This is a genomic window from Seonamhaeicola sp. (assembly GCF_028281565.1).
Classification (GTDB): Bacteria; Bacteroidota; Bacteroidia; order Flavobacteriales; family Flavobacteriaceae; genus Seonamhaeicola.
Genome location: NZ_JANQJQ010000013.1, coordinates 118,588 through 134,273 on the forward strand (window position 1 = coordinate 118,588; position 15,686 = coordinate 134,273).

19 protein-coding genes are annotated in these 15,686 nt (G+C 34.5%); 11 read left to right on the plus strand and 8 right to left on the minus strand.

Annotation, left to right across the window (positions count from 1 at the left end):
- Position 1: 1 nt before the first annotated feature.
- A complete protein-coding gene (gene dnaA / locus Q0983_RS05915; RefSeq protein WP_299550205.1) occupies positions 2 to 1,429 on the minus strand; it encodes a chromosomal replication initiator protein DnaA in 1,428 nt (475 codons plus the stop codon).
- Between the two features lie 190 nt (positions 1,430 to 1,619).
- On the opposite strand from dnaA, the gene Q0983_RS05920 reads away from it, so the two are divergent.
- A complete protein-coding gene (locus tag Q0983_RS05920) occupies positions 1,620 to 2,024 on the plus strand; it encodes a thioesterase family protein (RefSeq protein ID WP_299550207.1) in 405 nt (134 codons plus the stop codon).
- Here Q0983_RS05920 and Q0983_RS05925 read toward each other — a convergent pair.
- The 4 genes from Q0983_RS05925 to Q0983_RS05940 are packed head-to-tail and all read right to left on the minus strand — an operon-like array spanning position 2,021 to position 4,706.
- Positions 2,021 to 2,629: a YigZ family protein gene (locus Q0983_RS05925; protein WP_299550209.1), complete on the minus strand. Its 609-nt coding sequence runs from the start codon at positions 2,627 to 2,629 to the stop codon at positions 2,021 to 2,023. The genes Q0983_RS05920 and Q0983_RS05925 overlap by 4 nt on opposite strands.
- Positions 2,630 to 2,632: 3 nt before the next feature.
- Positions 2,633 to 3,241, minus strand: coding sequence for an HAD family phosphatase (locus Q0983_RS05930; protein ID WP_299550211.1), 609 nt, complete (start codon positions 3,239 to 3,241; stop codon positions 2,633 to 2,635).
- Positions 3,234 to 4,238, minus strand: coding sequence for a bifunctional diaminohydroxyphosphoribosylaminopyrimidine deaminase/5-amino-6-(5-phosphoribosylamino)uracil reductase RibD (ribD, locus tag Q0983_RS05935; protein WP_299550213.1), 1,005 nt, complete (start codon positions 4,236 to 4,238; stop codon positions 3,234 to 3,236). The genes Q0983_RS05930 and ribD overlap by 8 nt, the downstream gene beginning before the upstream one ends.
- Before the next feature lie 3 nt (positions 4,239 to 4,241).
- On the minus strand, positions 4,242 to 4,706 hold the full coding sequence (locus Q0983_RS05940; protein WP_299550216.1) for a hypothetical protein: 465 nt from the start codon (positions 4,704 to 4,706) through the stop codon (positions 4,242 to 4,244).
- Positions 4,707 to 4,753: 47 nt separating this feature from the next.
- Between Q0983_RS05940 and Q0983_RS05945 the strand changes: the two genes are divergently transcribed.
- The 4 genes from Q0983_RS05945 (at position 4,754) to Q0983_RS05960 (ending at position 9,002) form a co-directional block, all read left to right on the plus strand.
- Positions 4,754 to 5,245: a GNAT family N-acetyltransferase gene (locus Q0983_RS05945; RefSeq protein ID WP_299550217.1), complete on the plus strand. Its 492-nt coding sequence runs from the start codon at positions 4,754 to 4,756 to the stop codon at positions 5,243 to 5,245.
- Positions 5,242 to 6,105, plus strand: a complete 864-nt coding sequence (prmC, locus tag Q0983_RS05950; protein ID WP_299550219.1) for a peptide chain release factor N(5)-glutamine methyltransferase — start codon at positions 5,242 to 5,244, stop codon at positions 6,103 to 6,105. The genes Q0983_RS05945 and prmC overlap by 4 nt, the downstream gene beginning before the upstream one ends.
- 54 nt (positions 6,106 to 6,159) lie before the next feature.
- Positions 6,160 to 8,160 carry an NAD-dependent DNA ligase LigA gene (gene ligA / locus Q0983_RS05955; protein WP_299550221.1) on the plus strand — a complete coding sequence of 667 codons (2,001 nt, stop codon included), beginning with the start codon at positions 6,160 to 6,162 and terminating at the stop codon, positions 8,158 to 8,160.
- Between the two features lie 80 nt (positions 8,161 to 8,240).
- Positions 8,241 to 9,002 carry a hypothetical protein gene (locus Q0983_RS05960; protein ID WP_299550223.1) on the plus strand — a complete coding sequence of 254 codons (762 nt, stop codon included), beginning with the start codon at positions 8,241 to 8,243 and terminating at the stop codon, positions 9,000 to 9,002.
- Here Q0983_RS05960 and Q0983_RS05965 read toward each other — a convergent pair.
- The gene (locus Q0983_RS05965) at positions 8,988 to 9,368 is read right to left on the minus strand and encodes a DoxX family protein (RefSeq protein ID WP_299550226.1); all 381 of its coding nucleotides are present in this window, start codon (positions 9,366 to 9,368) and stop codon (positions 8,988 to 8,990) included. The two genes, Q0983_RS05960 and Q0983_RS05965, sit on opposite strands and share 15 nt — an antisense overlap.
- Before the next feature lie 481 nt (positions 9,369 to 9,849).
- On the opposite strand from Q0983_RS05965, the gene Q0983_RS05970 reads away from it, so the two are divergent.
- Positions 9,850 to 10,302 (plus strand): hypothetical protein, encoded by a 453-nt coding sequence (locus Q0983_RS05970; RefSeq protein WP_299550228.1) that lies wholly within the window; start codon positions 9,850 to 9,852, stop codon positions 10,300 to 10,302.
- Here Q0983_RS05970 and Q0983_RS05975 read toward each other — a convergent pair.
- The gene (locus Q0983_RS05975; RefSeq protein ID WP_299550230.1) at positions 10,292 to 11,206 is read right to left on the minus strand and encodes a metallophosphatase; all 915 of its coding nucleotides are present in this window, start codon (positions 11,204 to 11,206) and stop codon (positions 10,292 to 10,294) included. The genes Q0983_RS05970 and Q0983_RS05975 overlap by 11 nt on opposite strands.
- A gap of 6 nt (positions 11,207 to 11,212) precedes the next feature.
- Complete coding sequence (locus Q0983_RS05980; RefSeq protein ID WP_299550232.1) at positions 11,213 to 11,968, minus strand: 5'-nucleotidase C-terminal domain-containing protein; 756 nt, start codon at positions 11,966 to 11,968, stop codon at positions 11,213 to 11,215.
- 58 nt (positions 11,969 to 12,026) lie between these two features.
- Here Q0983_RS05980 and Q0983_RS05985 point away from each other — a divergent pair, with 58 nt between their 5' ends.
- The 5 genes from Q0983_RS05985 (at position 12,027) to Q0983_RS06005 (ending at position 15,655) form a co-directional block, all read left to right on the plus strand.
- Entirely contained in the window at positions 12,027 to 12,554 is a 528-nt protein-coding gene (locus tag Q0983_RS05985; protein WP_299550234.1) for a hypothetical protein, read from the plus strand.
- Entirely contained in the window at positions 12,547 to 13,419 is an 873-nt protein-coding gene (dapA, locus tag Q0983_RS05990) for a 4-hydroxy-tetrahydrodipicolinate synthase (protein ID WP_299550236.1), read from the plus strand. The genes Q0983_RS05985 and dapA overlap by 8 nt, the downstream gene beginning before the upstream one ends.
- 10 nt (positions 13,420 to 13,429) lie before the next feature.
- Positions 13,430 to 14,350, plus strand: coding sequence for an ion channel (locus Q0983_RS05995; RefSeq protein WP_299550238.1), 921 nt, complete (start codon positions 13,430 to 13,432; stop codon positions 14,348 to 14,350).
- Between the two features lie 109 nt (positions 14,351 to 14,459).
- Complete coding sequence (gene bamD, locus Q0983_RS06000; RefSeq protein WP_299550240.1) at positions 14,460 to 15,314, plus strand: outer membrane protein assembly factor BamD; 855 nt, start codon at positions 14,460 to 14,462, stop codon at positions 15,312 to 15,314.
- A gap of 11 nt (positions 15,315 to 15,325) precedes the next feature.
- Positions 15,326 to 15,655 carry a DNA-directed RNA polymerase subunit omega gene (locus tag Q0983_RS06005; RefSeq protein WP_299550474.1) on the plus strand — a complete coding sequence of 110 codons (330 nt, stop codon included), beginning with the start codon at positions 15,326 to 15,328 and terminating at the stop codon, positions 15,653 to 15,655.
- Positions 15,656 to 15,686 lie beyond the last annotated feature (31 nt).

Genomic DNA, 15,686 nt, shown 5'->3' on the forward strand with positions numbered 1-15,686 from the left:
TTTATACAGAAAGTTTTTTAGTGATATCCTCAACGTATTTTCTGAATTGTTTATCTGTTGAAGACAGGTTATCAACTGTTTTGCAAGCATGTAAAACTGTAGCGTGGTCACGTTTACCAATTTGAGACCCAATACTTGCCAAAGAGGCTTTGGTGAATTTTTTGGCAAAGAACATGGCTAACTGACGTGCCTGAACAATATGGCGTTTCCTGGTTTTTGACTGCAAGGTGTCTATATCCATCTGGAAATAATCAGATACCACTTTTTGGATATAATCTATGGAAACCTCACGCTTGGTATTCTTAACGAACTTCTCAACAATGATTCTTGCCAGGTCAATAGTGATCTCCTTTTTATTGAACGAAGATTGTGCAATTAATGAAATGATAGCGCCTTCCAGCTCTCTTACATTGGACTTTATGTTTTTGGCAACATATTCTACAATGTCATCAGGCATTTCAACCCCGTCTCTGTATAATTTGTTTTTAAGAATTGAAACACGTGTTTCAAAATCCGGAGTTTGCAATTCTGCAGAAAGCCCCCATTTGAAACGAGATAACAAGCGTTGCTCAATATCCTGCATGTCAACAGGCGCTTTATCACTGGTTAAAACAACTTGTTTGCCGTTTTGATGCAAATGGTTGAATATGTGGAAGAAAACATCCTGTGTTCCTGTTTTTCCCGAAAAGAATTGCACATCATCAATGATCAATACATCAATGATCTGATAAAAATGAATAAAATCATTTCTGTTATTCTTTTTTATAGCATCAATATATTGTTGCGTGAATTTTTCCGCTGATATATATAAAACAGTTTTTTCAGGGTATTTGTCCTTAATATCAACACCAATGGCATGTGCCAAATGCGTTTTCCCAAGGCCTACACCACCAAAAATCAATAACGGATTGAATGATGTCCCTCCCGGTTTGTTGGCTACTGCTAAACCGGCACTTCTGGCCAAACGGTTTGAGTCGCCCTCTAAAAAGTTATCAAAGCTATAATTAGGATTAAGTTGAGATTCTACTTTTACATTTCTTATGCCTGGAATAACAAACGGATTTCTTAATTCCGGACTTTTATTATTTAAAGGAATGTCAACATCCTGAGATTTTACAGCAGTTCTGTTAGCGCTTGGAATTTTTTCAGTGAAGGGTTGTTTATTGCCATAGGTGTTTTCCATTTTAATGATGTAAACCAATTTGGCATTTTTACCCAGTTCCTTAGTAAGTGCAACTTTTAAAATTTTAACATAGTGCTCCTCAAGCCACTCATAGAAGAATTTACTGGGAACCTGAATGCTTAGAGCATTGTCAGTAAGTTTAACTGCGACTATGGGCTCAAACCAAGTTTTATATGCTTGCGGTTGAATATTATCCTTTATAAATTTCAGACAATTATTCCATACCGATTGCGCAGTTACACTCATTGTTAAATTTTATGGTTTTTGTTAGTTAGTTATTAAGAAAGAGATCCCCTATGCTTTTTTATCCCCGTTCTCGTTGGCAAATATGTGAACAAAATTCTTAAAAAAAAAATGAAATTTTGTTGAATTTTTAGAAATTTTTCCTCATGTTTATTTGCTTTCCGAAACTACAAAAAAATATTCAATAATTACAATGAAATTCGACGAAATACAAATAAGAGTGAGATATGGCGAAACAGACCAAATGGGCGTGGTATATCATGGTAATTATGCACTATACTTAGAAATGGGACGTGTTGAATGGTTGAGAAAGTTAGGAATATCTTACAAGCTTATGGAAGAAAAAGGCATCATGCTACCAGTTGTTTCCTTGAGTATAAACTATAAAAAACCAGCAGGTTATGACGATGTAATTAATGTAAAAACTCAACTAAAAAATAAGCCAACTGCCAAGATTGAATTTGACTATGAAATTACTAATGAAAAAGGTGATATTTTAACTACTGCTAATACGGTTTTGGTTTTTATGGATACGAAAACAAATAGGCCGGTGAAAGCTCCAAACTATATTTTGGAAGCATTTGATATGCTGAATTAGACTTTTTTTATATCAACTTCATAGAGGTTATCAAAAGTTTTGAATATAGTTTCAGCCTCTTTTTTTCTTACTGAAATGGTTATTTCGCAATCCAACTCCAGTTTTTGATTCGTAATTTTTAAATTCTTCTCTTTAATAATACGCATCACCGTATTCATATTTTTATAACCAAAAGATAGGATGTAATCCATATTGATGGTCTTTTCTATAATATGGGATGCTTCTAAAGTTAATTGTGCCGTAGTTTTATAAGCATTGATCAATCCGCTGACTCCTAATTTAACACCACCAAAATAGCGTACAACAACGATTAAAATATTGGTGACTTCAAAAGACAAAATCTGATTATAAATAGGCATACCGGCTGAATTACCGGGCTCGCCATCGTCATTGGCCCTGAATATTGTGGTTTCTGTTCCTATTTTGTAAGCATAGCACCAATGTCTGGCAGCGTGATGTGCTTTCTTTAAATGTGCTATGTGTTTTTTTACATCATCTTCATTTAGAACTTTATAGGCATACCCAAAGAACTTACTGTTTTTGTCTTTAAACAAAATACCTTCTATGTTTGAGGAGATGGTTTTATATGTATCCTTTTCGGTCAAAAATTAGAATAAATTGCTTTTAACATTAAACAGGTTACAGACATCATCTTTTTTGGAGTTGAGGTGCCAGGTATGAATGTTCAGGTAATTAGCGCTTCTGATATTGTCTTTATTGTCATCAATAAAGAGACATTCCTCTGCTTTAAGCTGATCCTTATTTAAGACGAAATTAAATATAGCTTTATCCGGTTTTCTCCGGTGAATTTTATAGGACAAATAAAAAGCATCAAAACAGTTTTTGAAATCTTTATAAAAAGGAATGTGCTTTTTAATCCAATCCATATGGAGCTCATTGGTGTTACTTAAAAGTATGAGTTTGTAATTGGTGTTTTCTTTCAGATCTTTAAGAAAATCCAGTTTATGCTTTGGAAAATCTCCCAAAATGGAATTCCACTTAAAAATAATGTCCTCTTTTGATTGGTCCGGGAAATAAGTTTTATAAGCATCAAGAAAGGCATCTGTTGAGATCAATCCTTTTTCATAAGACAGGTTGGTTTCAATAATATCATTAAAATGCTCAGACGATTCAAAATGTTTTATATAATTAAGTGTGTAAGCCTCATTAAGGCTAATGAAAACATTGCCAAAGTCGAAAATCAGAGCTTTAATCATTCCTGTAAATTTTAAGCGTATCAGACTGGATTTGTTCTTCTGAAATTAATTTTCCGGTAAAAACAGGAGCTTTTGTACCGTTTTTAAAGGAGATATTTCCGGTAAAAACCCTGGCTTCGTCCCACAGGTCTTCATTAATAAAGGTTTGAAGTGTTTTAGCGCCACCTTCAATGATTACGGAATTGATATCGTTCTTAAATAATATATCACAAATTTGTTTAGCTATATTTTGCGAGAAATCAACAGGATCACTTGAAATCACAATTGTTTCGGCATCATTATTAAAAACATGGTAATCTTTTGCAAGTTTAAGGTCCTTATCAATCACAATTCTGGTTGGATTTTGCCCGGTCCAATTGCGAACGGTTAAACCCGGGTTGTCTTGCAAAACGGTATTGGTTCCCACAAGGATAGCTTGCTCTTCAGTACGCCATTTATGCACTAATTGCCTGGAATAGGTGTTTGTGATCCAAACAGGTTTTTGCTCGTTTTTGGTTTCAGGTGCTATAAAGCCATCCGAGGTTTCTGCCCATTTTAAAATGATATACGGACGCTTTTTATTATGAAATGTAAAAAATCGTTTATGATGTGCCTTACAGTCATTTTCTAAAACTCCAACAATTACATTTACACCCGCTTCCATAAGTTTTTTTATGCCTTTTCCTGCTACTTGCTCATTGTCATCAATGCATCCAATGACTACATTAGGTATGTCGTGTTTGATAATAAGGTCACTACACGGTGGTGTTTTTCCAAAATGGGAGCAAGGTTCTAAAGTCACATAAAGTGTAGACGCTTTTAAAAGTGCTTTGTTTTCAACTGAATGTATAGCGTTTACTTCGGCATGATTGCCGCCATAAGCACTGGTGTAGCCTTCGCCGATAATGCTGTTGTTATGAACAATGACTGCACCAACCATGGGGTTTGGCCTGGTGTTGCCCAAACCGTTTTTGCCCATCTCAATACAACGTTTTATATAAAATTCATGATTTGTCAAAGACTACAGTTTGATTTTAACATTTTCTGTCTTGTCAATATTATAGGTGTATGAAAAGCCAAAAACTTTATATATGATATCACCCTTATATTGCACTTTAATTTTTTTACTGAACAAGCTTCCAATCAAGCCACCAATGCTTTTATCACTAAAAATACTGTCAATCGGGATACTTGCTTTTAGCGGAATGGAAAACTCCTTTTTTACGGGTACTTTAAAACTTTTGGTAGAAACGGTTGCCATCTCATTATCATTCACAAAAACCTTTATAGCATCGGTTTTTAATTCCCCGCCAATATCATTAGGATTTAAGAATAAAGCATCGGCAGAAAACGTAACCTCTTTAGATGAAGATTTTAATACTTTTATGTTTTCAACGCTCAAAAACTCCGGTTTTTCCTTTACAGTGCAGCCGGTAACCGATAATAATATAGTTGTTGATAAAATAATGAATGGCTTTAATTTCATTTTTATAGATTTAAGTATCTTCACTCGTATAAAAGTACCATTTTAAAGTGAGTAAAGATACTATTGTTATTCGAGAAATTCAGCCCCAGGATAATGCGCAAATTGAGCAAGTTATTAGGGGGTGTTTTCATGAGTTTAAAATTCCACTAACAGGAACGGCTTATGAGGATGAAGAAACGCCCAGAATGTATGAATCTTATCGGAATGATGACGACATTTATTTTGTTATTGATGATAACGGCACTATTTTAGGAGGTGCGGGAATAAAGCCGTTAAAAGATTTTGATACCAGTATATGCGAACTCCAAAAAATGTATTTTTCGCCTGAAGTAAGAGGGAAAGGTTATGGTAGGCTGATGTTCGAAACGTGTTTGAAAGCAGCCAAGGATCTGGGGTATAAAAAGTGCTATTTGGAGTCGGCTTCACAATTAAAAGCAGCTATTCATATTTATGAAAGCTATGGCTTTAAACATTTGGACGGCGCCCTAGGTAATACGGGACATTATAGCTGTGGTGTTTGGATGATCAGGGATTTATGAGAATGCTGAGGGAAGTTCAAAATACATTTCAAACCGAATTACATGCCATGTACCCTAAAAAAGAAATAGACAATTTCTTTTTTATGTTAGCAGAGGCTTATTACGGTATATCCAGGTTGAAATTAGCCCTGGAGTCGGATGTTAAGATTGAAAATTTAGAGATCATTTTGAATGCTCTGGACTTGTTAAAAAAGGGAAAGCCTATACAATATATATTAGGAGAGACTGAATTCTTTGGATTACTGTTTAAGGTGAATGCCCATGTACTAATACCAAGACCTGAGACTGAAGAATTAGTAGATTGGATTATTGCAGCGTTCAAAGATCAGGGTTCAGAGTTCAGAGTGCTGGATATAGGAACCGGAAGCGGTTGTATTGCGGTGTCACTGGCAAAAAACTTACCAAAAGCAAAAGTGTATGCCTTGGATGTTAGTAATAAAGCCTTAAAGATGGCCAAACAAAATGCTGAACTGAATAACGTTGAAGTTGCATTTATAGAAGATAATATTCTAAACCCTTGTCATACTGAACTTGTTTCAGCATCTCATAAGTTTGATGTGATTGTTTCCAATCCGCCATACGTTCGGCTTCAAGAAAAGGCGCTTATGAAAGGAAATGTTTTAAATAATGAACCCCATGTGGCATTATTTGTTGATGATGATGACCCGTTATTATTTTATAAAACTATTTGCGAGTTTTCTAAGGCTAATTTGAAGGAAAACGGCAAGTTGTTTTTTGAAATAAATGAATATTTAGGACATGATATGATTGATTTATTAAAAGATTATAATTTTAAAGACATAGAATTAAAACAGGACATCTTTAAAAAAGACAGGATGATTAAGGGTGTATTTAGTTAGTAGTTTTCAGTGTCAGTTAACAGTTAAATTATTTGTGAATTAGTGGCAATTATAATGAGTATAGAACAAAAAATAAACCAACTAAGAGATGAGCTCAGGGCGCATAATTACAATTATTATGTGTTGGATGCTCCAACGATTTCAGATTATGAGTTTGATATAAAACTTAAGGAATTGCAGGCATTAGAAGATGAACATCCGGAGTTTTACGATGCCAATTCGCCCACACAACGCGTTGGTGGCGAAGTGACAAAAAATTTTGAAACGGTTGTTCACGAAAATCGTATGTATTCTTTGGATAACTCGTATTCAAAAGAAGATTTACAGGATTGGGAAACGCGTATAAAAAAGTTGGTGGATGGTGCTATTCAATATACTTGTGAATTAAAGTACGATGGTGCTTCCATGAGTTTGACCTATGAAAATGGGATGTTGGTCAGAGCTGTTACCAGAGGCGATGGTTTTCAGGGGGATAATGTTACGGCCAATGTGAAAACTATCAAATCGGTACCATTGCAATTAAAAGGCGATTATCCCCCAAAGTTTGAAATTAGAGGTGAAATTGTGTTGCCTTTTGAGGGGTTCAATAAAATGAACGAAGAACGTATTGCCAACGGCGAAGAAGCTTATAGAAACCCAAGAAATACGGCTTCAGGGAGTTTAAAATTACAGAACAGTGCAGAGGTTGCCAAAAGGCCTTTGGAGTGTTTGTTATATAGTATCAAGGGTGAGAACCTGGGAATTACAACTCAATTTGAAAATTTGGAAAAAGCCAGGGCCTGGGGCTTTAAAGTACCTGATGTGGCTAAACTTGCTAATTCAATTGAGGACGTTTTAGAATTTGTTGCCTATTGGGATGAACATCGACACGATCTGCCTTATGAAACCGATGGTGTAGTGGTTAAGGTGAACGATCTACAACAACAGGAAGAATTAGGGTATACGGCCAAAGCACCGCGTTGGGCCATGGCCTATAAGTTTAAGGCGGAACAGGTTTCAACTAGGTTAAATAGTATCTCATACCAGGTAGGGCGCACTGGAGCCATTACACCGGTAGCTAACCTGGAACCGGTGGATTTGGCAGGGACTACGGTTAAAAGAGCCTCATTGCACAACGCAGATCAAATTGAAAAGCTGGATGTTAGAATAGGGGATACCGTTTATGTTGAGAAAGGCGGCGAGATCATTCCTAAAATTCTGGGAGTGGATTTAAGTAAACGTCCGCAAACATCAGAGCCAACAATATATATTGAACATTGTCCGGAATGTGGAACAACATTAATCAGAAAAGAGGGTGAGGCACAACATTATTGCCCAAATTATAATGGCTGTAATCCGCAGATCATTGGGCGCATTCAACATTATATTTCACGTAAAGCGATGGATATAGAAGGTTTAGGAGGCGAAACAGTGGCTTTATTGGTTAATGAAGGACTTATAAAGAATTATTCGGATCTGTATGAATTAACCAAAGAACAGGTGATCCCGTTGGAGCGTATGGCGGAAAAAAGTGCCGATAATTTAATTGAAGGGATTGCTCAATCGGTAAACATTCCTTTTGAAAGGGTTTTATATGCCCTGGGAATACGATATGTAGGAGAAACTGTTGCTAAAAAATTAGCTAAGCATTATAAAAGTATTGACGCTATTTCCAATGCCACTGAAGAAGATTTAGTAAATGTAGATGAAATAGGAACCAAAATAGCAGAGAGTGTAGCAGACTTTTTTAGCTCTGAAGAAAATAATGGCATAGTTGAACGGTTAAAGCAATTTGGAGTTCAGTTAGAAATATCAGCTGAACAACTTGAAGGACAGACCAATATCCTGGAAGGCCAGTCTATTGTAGTATCCGGAGTCTTTGAATCTGTCTCCAGAAATGAGCTAAAAAAGCTTATTGAAGATAACGGAGGCAAAGTAAGTAGCTCTATTTCTTCAAAAACCAGTTTTATTGTGGCTGGTGATAATATGGGACCAAGTAAGAAACAAAAGGCTGAAAACTTAAATATAGACATTGTTTCCGAGTATCAATTCTTACAAAAAATCAAATTATTTTAAAAAAATATCGATAAAAAGCATTTTTTTATCGTTTAATTGTAAAATTTGTTTATATTTGTCCCGAAACCAAATCTATCAAAATGAACAAGTCTAAAGTCTTGGTAAGTTTAGTCTTTGTAATTTATCTTCTATTCGCCATTTTTGGGTTTATGGGTAAGGAAGCCGTAGCTTTTACTTTGAACTCCTTGATTATACCGAGTATAGCGATTATTTATTTCATCTTTTTTGATAAAAAAACAATATTCTTTTCCCTGTTCCTGATATGTTATGCTGCTTCAGACCTTATAGGTTTGATAGTAAGTCTAATTCCATACAACGAATCATTTTTATTAGTGCGTAATATAGATTACTATGTTGGGAACTCGTTATATATTCTTTCCTATATGTTTTTAGCGATTGAAATATGTAAGTCATTAAATGTTAAACATATTCTGAAAAACTTCAAGATACACATTACAGTGCTTACGGCGCTTAATGTTTATTTAATATATGTATTGCAGTTAATTGTGGATCCTGAACAAAAAATGCCGGTTGGTAAATATTTTTTAGAGTTGACGTACAATATAGTTATGTTATTATTACTCTCAGGAGCCTTGTTGAATTACTTTTACAGAGACAATAAAAAAGCCTTATACTTATTTTTAGGCGCTTTATGTATTGTGTTTTCCGAAGTGATTGAAGTTGCTTACTTGTATATATCTCAGAGAAGTTTATTGAATTTTATATCTACTACCTTAGCGCTTTCAGCATTCTATTTCTTTTGTAAGCAAACGGCTTTATCTGATGTTAGAGAAGAAGAAATGCATGTGTACGTTGAATCTCCCAAATCAACTAAAGCTTAAAAAAGGAATGTCTTTTTTATAAATGTATAAAATTGTTGCAGACAGGATAAACATGACAACTGCAGTAATAAACAAAACACCTCCATCATTATTAACCTCAATTCCTAACTTGGTTAAGTGCATTAATATGGCACCACCAATAATGCCTAAAGTAAGTGTTGCACCTGCCCAAACGGTTTTAGGTATTAGAAGCAGAATACCAGAGATCAGTTCCAAAACACCAATACCAATTCTTCCAAAAGGCTCAAGGCCGACCTGACTAAAAATATATACACTATCGGGATGAGCGGTGAATTTAAATCGAAGTGTTTGAATTAAAATAATAGCAACAATAAGTCTTAAGGCAAAAGGAAGATATTTTTTCATAATTCGTTTTTGTTAAAGTTGAACATTTAGACGAACTATTGGCTTTAACATGTCAAAAATGGAAGCTATTTGTTCGACGAACGGTATGAATTGATAAAATAATCGATAAAATGCTTGTTTTAATCGTTGAAATTAACTTAAATTATTATATTTGAATTAACCTACTTATGTTATTATTGTGAAAAATTTGTCCAAACTTACTTTTGATAAAGTATTTTTCAGTGTTTTTCTCGTACTGATTGCCCTGATTGTTTTTATGGCTATTGGCAACAATCTGTTGATTTCAAAATCAATCTTACCTTTATTTGTTCCGGTATTTTTGATTTTCTTTTTCGTTAGGAACAGTTATTTAAATATTGCATTTATATCATTTTTGATCTTTTCCTTTTTAGGCGATTTGTCTTCCATGTTTTTTGTTGGAGATATACATCTTAAAATATCAAGTATACTATACTTTCTGAGCTACTTGTACCTGATAGGCATGGCACTAACCAAGTTTAAAGTATTACGGTTAGATAAAATAATAGGTGTTTATTTAATCGTTGTATTCGGTATTAGTATGTATTTCCTGTATACCTTGTATAATGTACTTAATATGATAGTTACAGACAGTTCGGAAGTATTAATATTTACAGTTAAAAGTTTGAGCTTAATAATACTGGCCTTTGTAGCTTTTGGAGTGTATTTAAGTACGCAGAGTAAAAAGTCGGTTATATTTTTAGTAGGCGTTATATTTATTATTTTCTCTACGATATTGAACTATATAAATTTGTACTACATCTATCATTGGAGTTTTGAGATGTTAGACCGCATGTTATATGTATCCGGCCTGTATTTTATGTTCAGATATATGATGATGTTTGAAAGGAAAGCGAAGAAGGTTACGGTAGTAAAGGAAAACTATGCTTCGGATAATATGTTGGTTAAACAATAATGGATGTACCGTCTGCCGATTTGTTCTTGTTGGCATCAAAATAAAAATCTATTCTACCAAGATTGATACCGTAAGCACCAACCTGGTTAACAAGCATATTTTTGCCTTCCATATTTTTAACAACGGTTGGTTTTTTTAAGAAGGTATGTGTGTGTCCGCCAATAATAAGATCAATATCTTTAGTAGCTGCAGCCAGGTTTAAATCGCTTGCAATATCAGGAGCGTTTTTATAATGATATCCCAGATGCGAAAGGCAAATGATCAAATCGCATTTTTCCTCAGTTTTTAAAATACGACTCATGTCCTGTGAAATTTCAATAGGGTCCAGGTATTTGGTTTCTTTAGACAGACTTTTTTCTACCAACCCTTTTAACTTGATACCTAAACCGAAAACCCCTATTTTAATACCTGCTCTTTTAAAGACTTTATAGGGTTTTACGTGTGTATCCATTACGGTATTGGAAAAATCATAATTAGCAGAAACCATGCTGAATTTAGCATGAGGTAGTTGAGCATATAATCCGTCAATGCCGTTATCAAAATCATGATTACCAATAGTGGCAGCATCATATTTTAACATACTCATGAGCTTAAACTCCAACTCACCGCCATAGTAATTAAAATAAGGCGTACCCTGGAAAATATCTCCGGCATCTAACAATAAGGTGTTAGGGTTTTCCTTCCTGATAGATTCTATTAAACTGGCACGTCTGGCCACACCGCCTTTATTGGCATTTCTTCCGTCATCCGGTCCAAACGGATCTATATGACTATGAACATCATTGGTATGAAGAATGGTTATTTTGGTATGTTTTGAAGGTGCCGTAAACGAGTGTAATCCTAAACCACCGATAGTTAAAGCACTTCCTGCTGTTAATTGCTGAATAAAATCTCTTCGTCTCATGGAACATTATTTTCTGATAAACCTGTCATCTCTAACCGGGTTAATAGTGTCAACCTTTTTGAAATAATCTATCATAGCACTTCTTACCTTGTAATCTAAGTTGAGGAAACTCTCACTAGGTTTAAAGAATGCCATATTATCACCGTTGTTGTATAAATAATCATTAGTGGCTACGTAATAGGTTTTATTTTCATCAATATTTTCGCCATTAATGGTGGCTTTGATAAGATTGTAATCCTGATCAAGAAGGATCTTCAACCCTAAAAAAGGGTGTGCCCGCTTTCCTGAAACTAAATAGGAAACCATATCATTAATATTTTTACCTTTTAACCCTACCACCACAATTTTATTTTCAAAGGGCATGACTTCGTAGGCGGTTCTTACAGTAATGGGCCCCTTAGGGATCATAGAACGAATCCCACCATGGTTTAGCATCACGGCATCAATGTTGTTACCGGTTCTTTTATTAAAAATGGGGTTTGCTTCAGAAAAAATAATATCCGTCATTAAATTGCCAATGGCCGTATTTAATTCATCATCATTTTTAGTATAAGCTTTAACGGAATAAGCCAAAACACTGTCCAGATCTTTTTCGAGCTTGTCTCTAAAAGGTTTTATAAAAGATTCAATATCGGTATGGGTAGAAAGTGTATCCGTAATGGCAATTTGCTTGCCTTCAATTTTTATTAGGTTCTGATTTTGCTCTTTACAACTTGGAAGAATTAAAAAAATTAACAAAAAAAATAAATGTGTTAACCTCATATATTAAATCAAAATTTTGAATGTAGTTTTGCTACCTTTGCCCAAAGTATAAAGATAAATGATTTTAAAGGGTTTTAAGCAAAAATCTAATAAAAAGTACTTAAACAAATTGTTATCTGAAAGGCACGTAAATGTTACCGGTTCTAAGACAGAAAGTTTAGGTGTTATCTTAAATATTGAAGAATTTAATGATTTTGAAAGCTTTAGAAAATTAGCCGATTTTATTAAGATACGGGCTAACAAACTAAAGATCATAGCGTTTTCTAAAATTAAAAAAGATGATTTGAATTCCTGGGATGATTGTTTCAATCCGAAAGATTTTGGTTGGAGCGGTGCCGTGAATAATGTTGAATTGCAATCTTTTTTAGACAGAGATTTTGATGTTTTGATAAGCTATTATCAACAGGATGTATTGGAATTAAAGTTGATGACAGCGGCATCCCGGTCAAAATTTAAAATTGGGATCTTACAAAGCGATGAACGATTAAATGATTTGATCATAAAAACCGATATAAAGGAATTTAATGTATTTAAAAATGAAGTTTTTAGGTACTTAACTATATTAAATAAAATTAAAAATGAATAGTAAGTTTTTAGGTACTGGAGTGGCATTGGTTACACCGTTTAATTCAGATTTAAGTGTGGACCATGAAGCGTTGGCAAATATTGTGAATTACAATATAGAAAACGGCACAGAGTATTTGGTAATATGCGGAACTACCGGAGAAAGTGTCACTCTGACCAAACAAGAAAAACAAGCAGTTATTAAAACTATTTCAGAAGCTAATAATGGGCGTTTGCCTTTGGTTTTAGGGATTGGAGGTAATAATACCAATCAGGTTGTAGAAGAAATCAAATCCACCGATTTAAGTGGTATTGATGCCATTTTATCGGTGTCTCCATATTACAACAAACCAACTCAGGAAGGCCTGTACCAACATTTTAAGACTATTGCGGAAGCCTCACCGGTTGATGTCATTTTATATAATGTTCCGGGTAGAACGTCAAAAAACATGGAGCCCGAAACCACATTAAGACTTGCTAACGATTTTGATAATGTTATTGCGGTTAAAGAAGCCGGAAATAATATGGTGCAGTATTTGGAATTGATAAAAAACAAGCCGGAAGATTTTCTTATAATTTCCGGGGATGACGATTTGGCCCTGGGTGTTGTTCTGGCCGGTGGCGCAGGTGTTATTTCAGTCATAGGGCAAGCGTTTCCTAAAAACTTTTCAGATATGGTTCGCCTGGGTTTAAAAGGAGATGCAAAAGAAGCTTACAAACTTCATTTTAAACTCATGGACGTTATTGGCTACATTTTTGAAGAAAATAATCCGGCGGGGATCAAAGCCGTTTTTGAAGCTTTGAATTTGTGCCAGGATACTGTGAGATTACCCGTAGTGCCTGCATCTAACGGATTAAAAGAAAAAATAAGAGCTTATTTAGCCTAATTTAAGTTACGTGAAAAAAATTAAAGATCCGGGATTAGGCAATGCTTCTGCTCCTTCTGCAGAACGTATGATGAATACAAACGGGTCTTTTAATATTTTACATTTAAATAAAGCCCGAAGGTTTTCTGAAGCCTATAATTTTCTGGTAAGTATTTCCTGGGGATATTTTTTCTTTTTAACCTTTTTAATGGGCTTTGTCATTAATGCCATTTTTGCTTTAATCTATCTTTTGATTGGCATTGAAGAAATTGTTCCCTCTACGGGAAATGCCATCAAAGATTTTTTTAATGCTTTTTTCTTTTCAACACAAACCTTTACTACTTTGGGTTATGGGGCTATGGCGCCTCATGGGCTGGCAAGTGGTATAGTATCTTCGTTTGAAGCTTTTTTAGGACTGGTACTTTTTGCTTTTGTCACCGGGTTATTATACGGTCGTTTTTCAAAACCAAAAGCCGCTATCAGATTTAGTAAGCACATAGTTTTAAGGGATTTTAATCATACCAAAGCTATTATGTTCAGGATAGTGAATAATAGAAAAAGTACTATGATACACCCTAAAGTGACGGTAACATTATCACTTACCCGGCAGAATAATGTAGGCGATTATGTAAACGATTTTTACAACCTTAAGCTTGAAAGAAACGCTATTAATTATCTGCCTACAACCTGGACCATTGTTCATGAGATCGATAAAGAAAGTCCGTTGTTCCAATTTTCAAAAGAAGACATCAAAGAACAACAGGGTGAGTTTTTAATAATGATAAGTTACTATGACGAATCTTTTAATCAGGAGGTACATCAAATGCATTCTTATACGCTTGACGAGGTTTCATTAGATTACAAATTTGATAAGGCTTACTACTACAATGAAAAAGGGAAAATGGTGCTGGACCATAAACTTTTTGACCGTATTGAAAAGTTAAAAAGTTAAATAATACTTAAACCTTATCGTTACTAAGTGTAAGCCACTATTTTAGCGATGAAATAATATTTTTAAAATCCATTTTAATAACTTAATTTTGCATTCTGTTTAAAAATCTATGAAAAAGTTTTTTTACATACTAATAACGCTGGCCATTTTAAGCTCGTGTAGTGAATACCAAAAAGTATTGAAGCTTTCAGGAGAAGGTGCTACTAAAGAGAAGTTTACAATGGGCGAAGCACTTTACAATGAAGGTAAGTATGCCAAGGCAAACAGACTTTTTGCACAAATAGTTCCGGACTATAGAGGGAAACCGCAAGCGCAAAAACTTATGTACTTATATGCTATGACCTTTTATAAAATGCAGGACTACTACATTTCGGCTTACAGGTTTGAGCAGTTTGCAACGGCTTATCCTAAAAGTGAAAAATTGGAAGAAGCATCATTTTTAAGTGCGCAAAGTTATTATATGTTGTCCCCGGTTTATACAAAAGACCAAAAGGAAACCACAGAAGCCATTGAGAAAATTCAGGGGTTTATTAATAAATTCCCGGATTCAGAATATTTACCGGAGGCCAATAAACTGGTAAAAGAATTAGAATTTAAACTGGAGCAAAAAGCCTTTGCCATTGCTAAACAATATAGCGAGATTGCTCCGGGTTTTACGGGTGATTTTAATGCAGCCATAAAATCATTTGATAATTTTCTATATGATTTTCCCGGGTCCAGCTTAAGAGAAGATGCTCATTTTTACAGGTTGGATGCTATTTATCAACAAGCGGTGAATAGTGTTGAATATAACCGGTCTATTGAAGAAGGTATTGTTCATATAAGAAAACAACGTTTAGAGACTGCTACGGAAAGCATTGATTCATTTAAAAGGGCTTTTGCTGAATCAAAGTATATAGAGCAGGTAAATGAAATGGTTAAAGTTGTTGAAGAAGAATTAAAAAAGTATAGCACAAAAAGTTAAATATAATCATGATGGATTTAAAAAAAATCAATGCGCCTGTTAACACTGTAACTTATGACAGAAATCAAATTGATGAGCCAACAGAGAATATCTATGAGTCAATTTCTATCATAGCCAGAAGAGCAGAGCAAATTAACACAGAGATTAAAAAAGAGCTTATTGATAAGTTAGAAGAGTTTGCTACTTACAATGACAGCCTTGAAGAGATCTTTGAAAACAAAGAACAAATTGAGGTTTCCAAATTCTACGAAAAATTACCAAAACCTCATGCGTTAGCTGTTCAGGAGTGGTTAACAGACAAAATCTACTTTAGAAATACCGAGGAAGATTCCCAGGAATAATTTTTAAAAGTAAACAGCTCAAAGCAAGTAG

Coding starts and splice junctions, on each gene's coding strand:
- ligA (WP_299550221.1), top strand. CDS start 6,160: ATGAGTATAGAACAAAAAATAAACCAACTAAGAGATGAGCTCAGGGCG.
- Q0983_RS05960 (WP_299550223.1), top strand. CDS start 8,241: ATGAACAAGTCTAAAGTCTTGGTAAGTTTAGTCTTTGTAATTTATCTT.
- Q0983_RS06005 (WP_299550474.1), top strand. CDS start 15,326: ATGGATTTAAAAAAAATCAATGCGCCTGTTAACACTGTAACTTATGAC.
- Q0983_RS05920 (WP_299550207.1), top strand. CDS start 1,620: ATGAAATTCGACGAAATACAAATAAGAGTGAGATATGGCGAAACAGAC.
- Q0983_RS05940 (WP_299550216.1), bottom strand. CDS start 4,706: ATGAAATTAAAGCCATTCATTATTTTATCAACAACTATATTATTATCG.
- Q0983_RS05930 (WP_299550211.1), bottom strand. CDS start 3,241: ATGATTAAAGCTCTGATTTTCGACTTTGGCAATGTTTTCATTAGCCTT.
- Q0983_RS05985 (WP_299550234.1), top strand. CDS start 12,027: ATGATTTTAAAGGGTTTTAAGCAAAAATCTAATAAAAAGTACTTAAAC.
- dnaA (WP_299550205.1), bottom strand. CDS start 1,429: ATGAGTGTAACTGCGCAATCGGTATGGAATAATTGTCTGAAATTTATA.
- bamD (WP_299550240.1), top strand. CDS start 14,460: ATGAAAAAGTTTTTTTACATACTAATAACGCTGGCCATTTTAAGCTCG.
- Q0983_RS05965 (WP_299550226.1), bottom strand. CDS start 9,368: ATGAAAAAATATCTTCCTTTTGCCTTAAGACTTATTGTTGCTATTATT.
- Q0983_RS05975 (WP_299550230.1), bottom strand. CDS start 11,206: ATGAGACGAAGAGATTTTATTCAGCAATTAACAGCAGGAAGTGCTTTA.
- Q0983_RS05970 (WP_299550228.1), top strand. CDS start 9,850: ATGGCACTAACCAAGTTTAAAGTATTACGGTTAGATAAAATAATAGGT.
- prmC (WP_299550219.1), top strand. CDS start 5,242: ATGAGAATGCTGAGGGAAGTTCAAAATACATTTCAAACCGAATTACAT.
- Q0983_RS05980 (WP_299550232.1), bottom strand. CDS start 11,968: ATGAGGTTAACACATTTATTTTTTTTGTTAATTTTTTTAATTCTTCCA.
- dapA (WP_299550236.1), top strand. CDS start 12,547: ATGAATAGTAAGTTTTTAGGTACTGGAGTGGCATTGGTTACACCGTTT.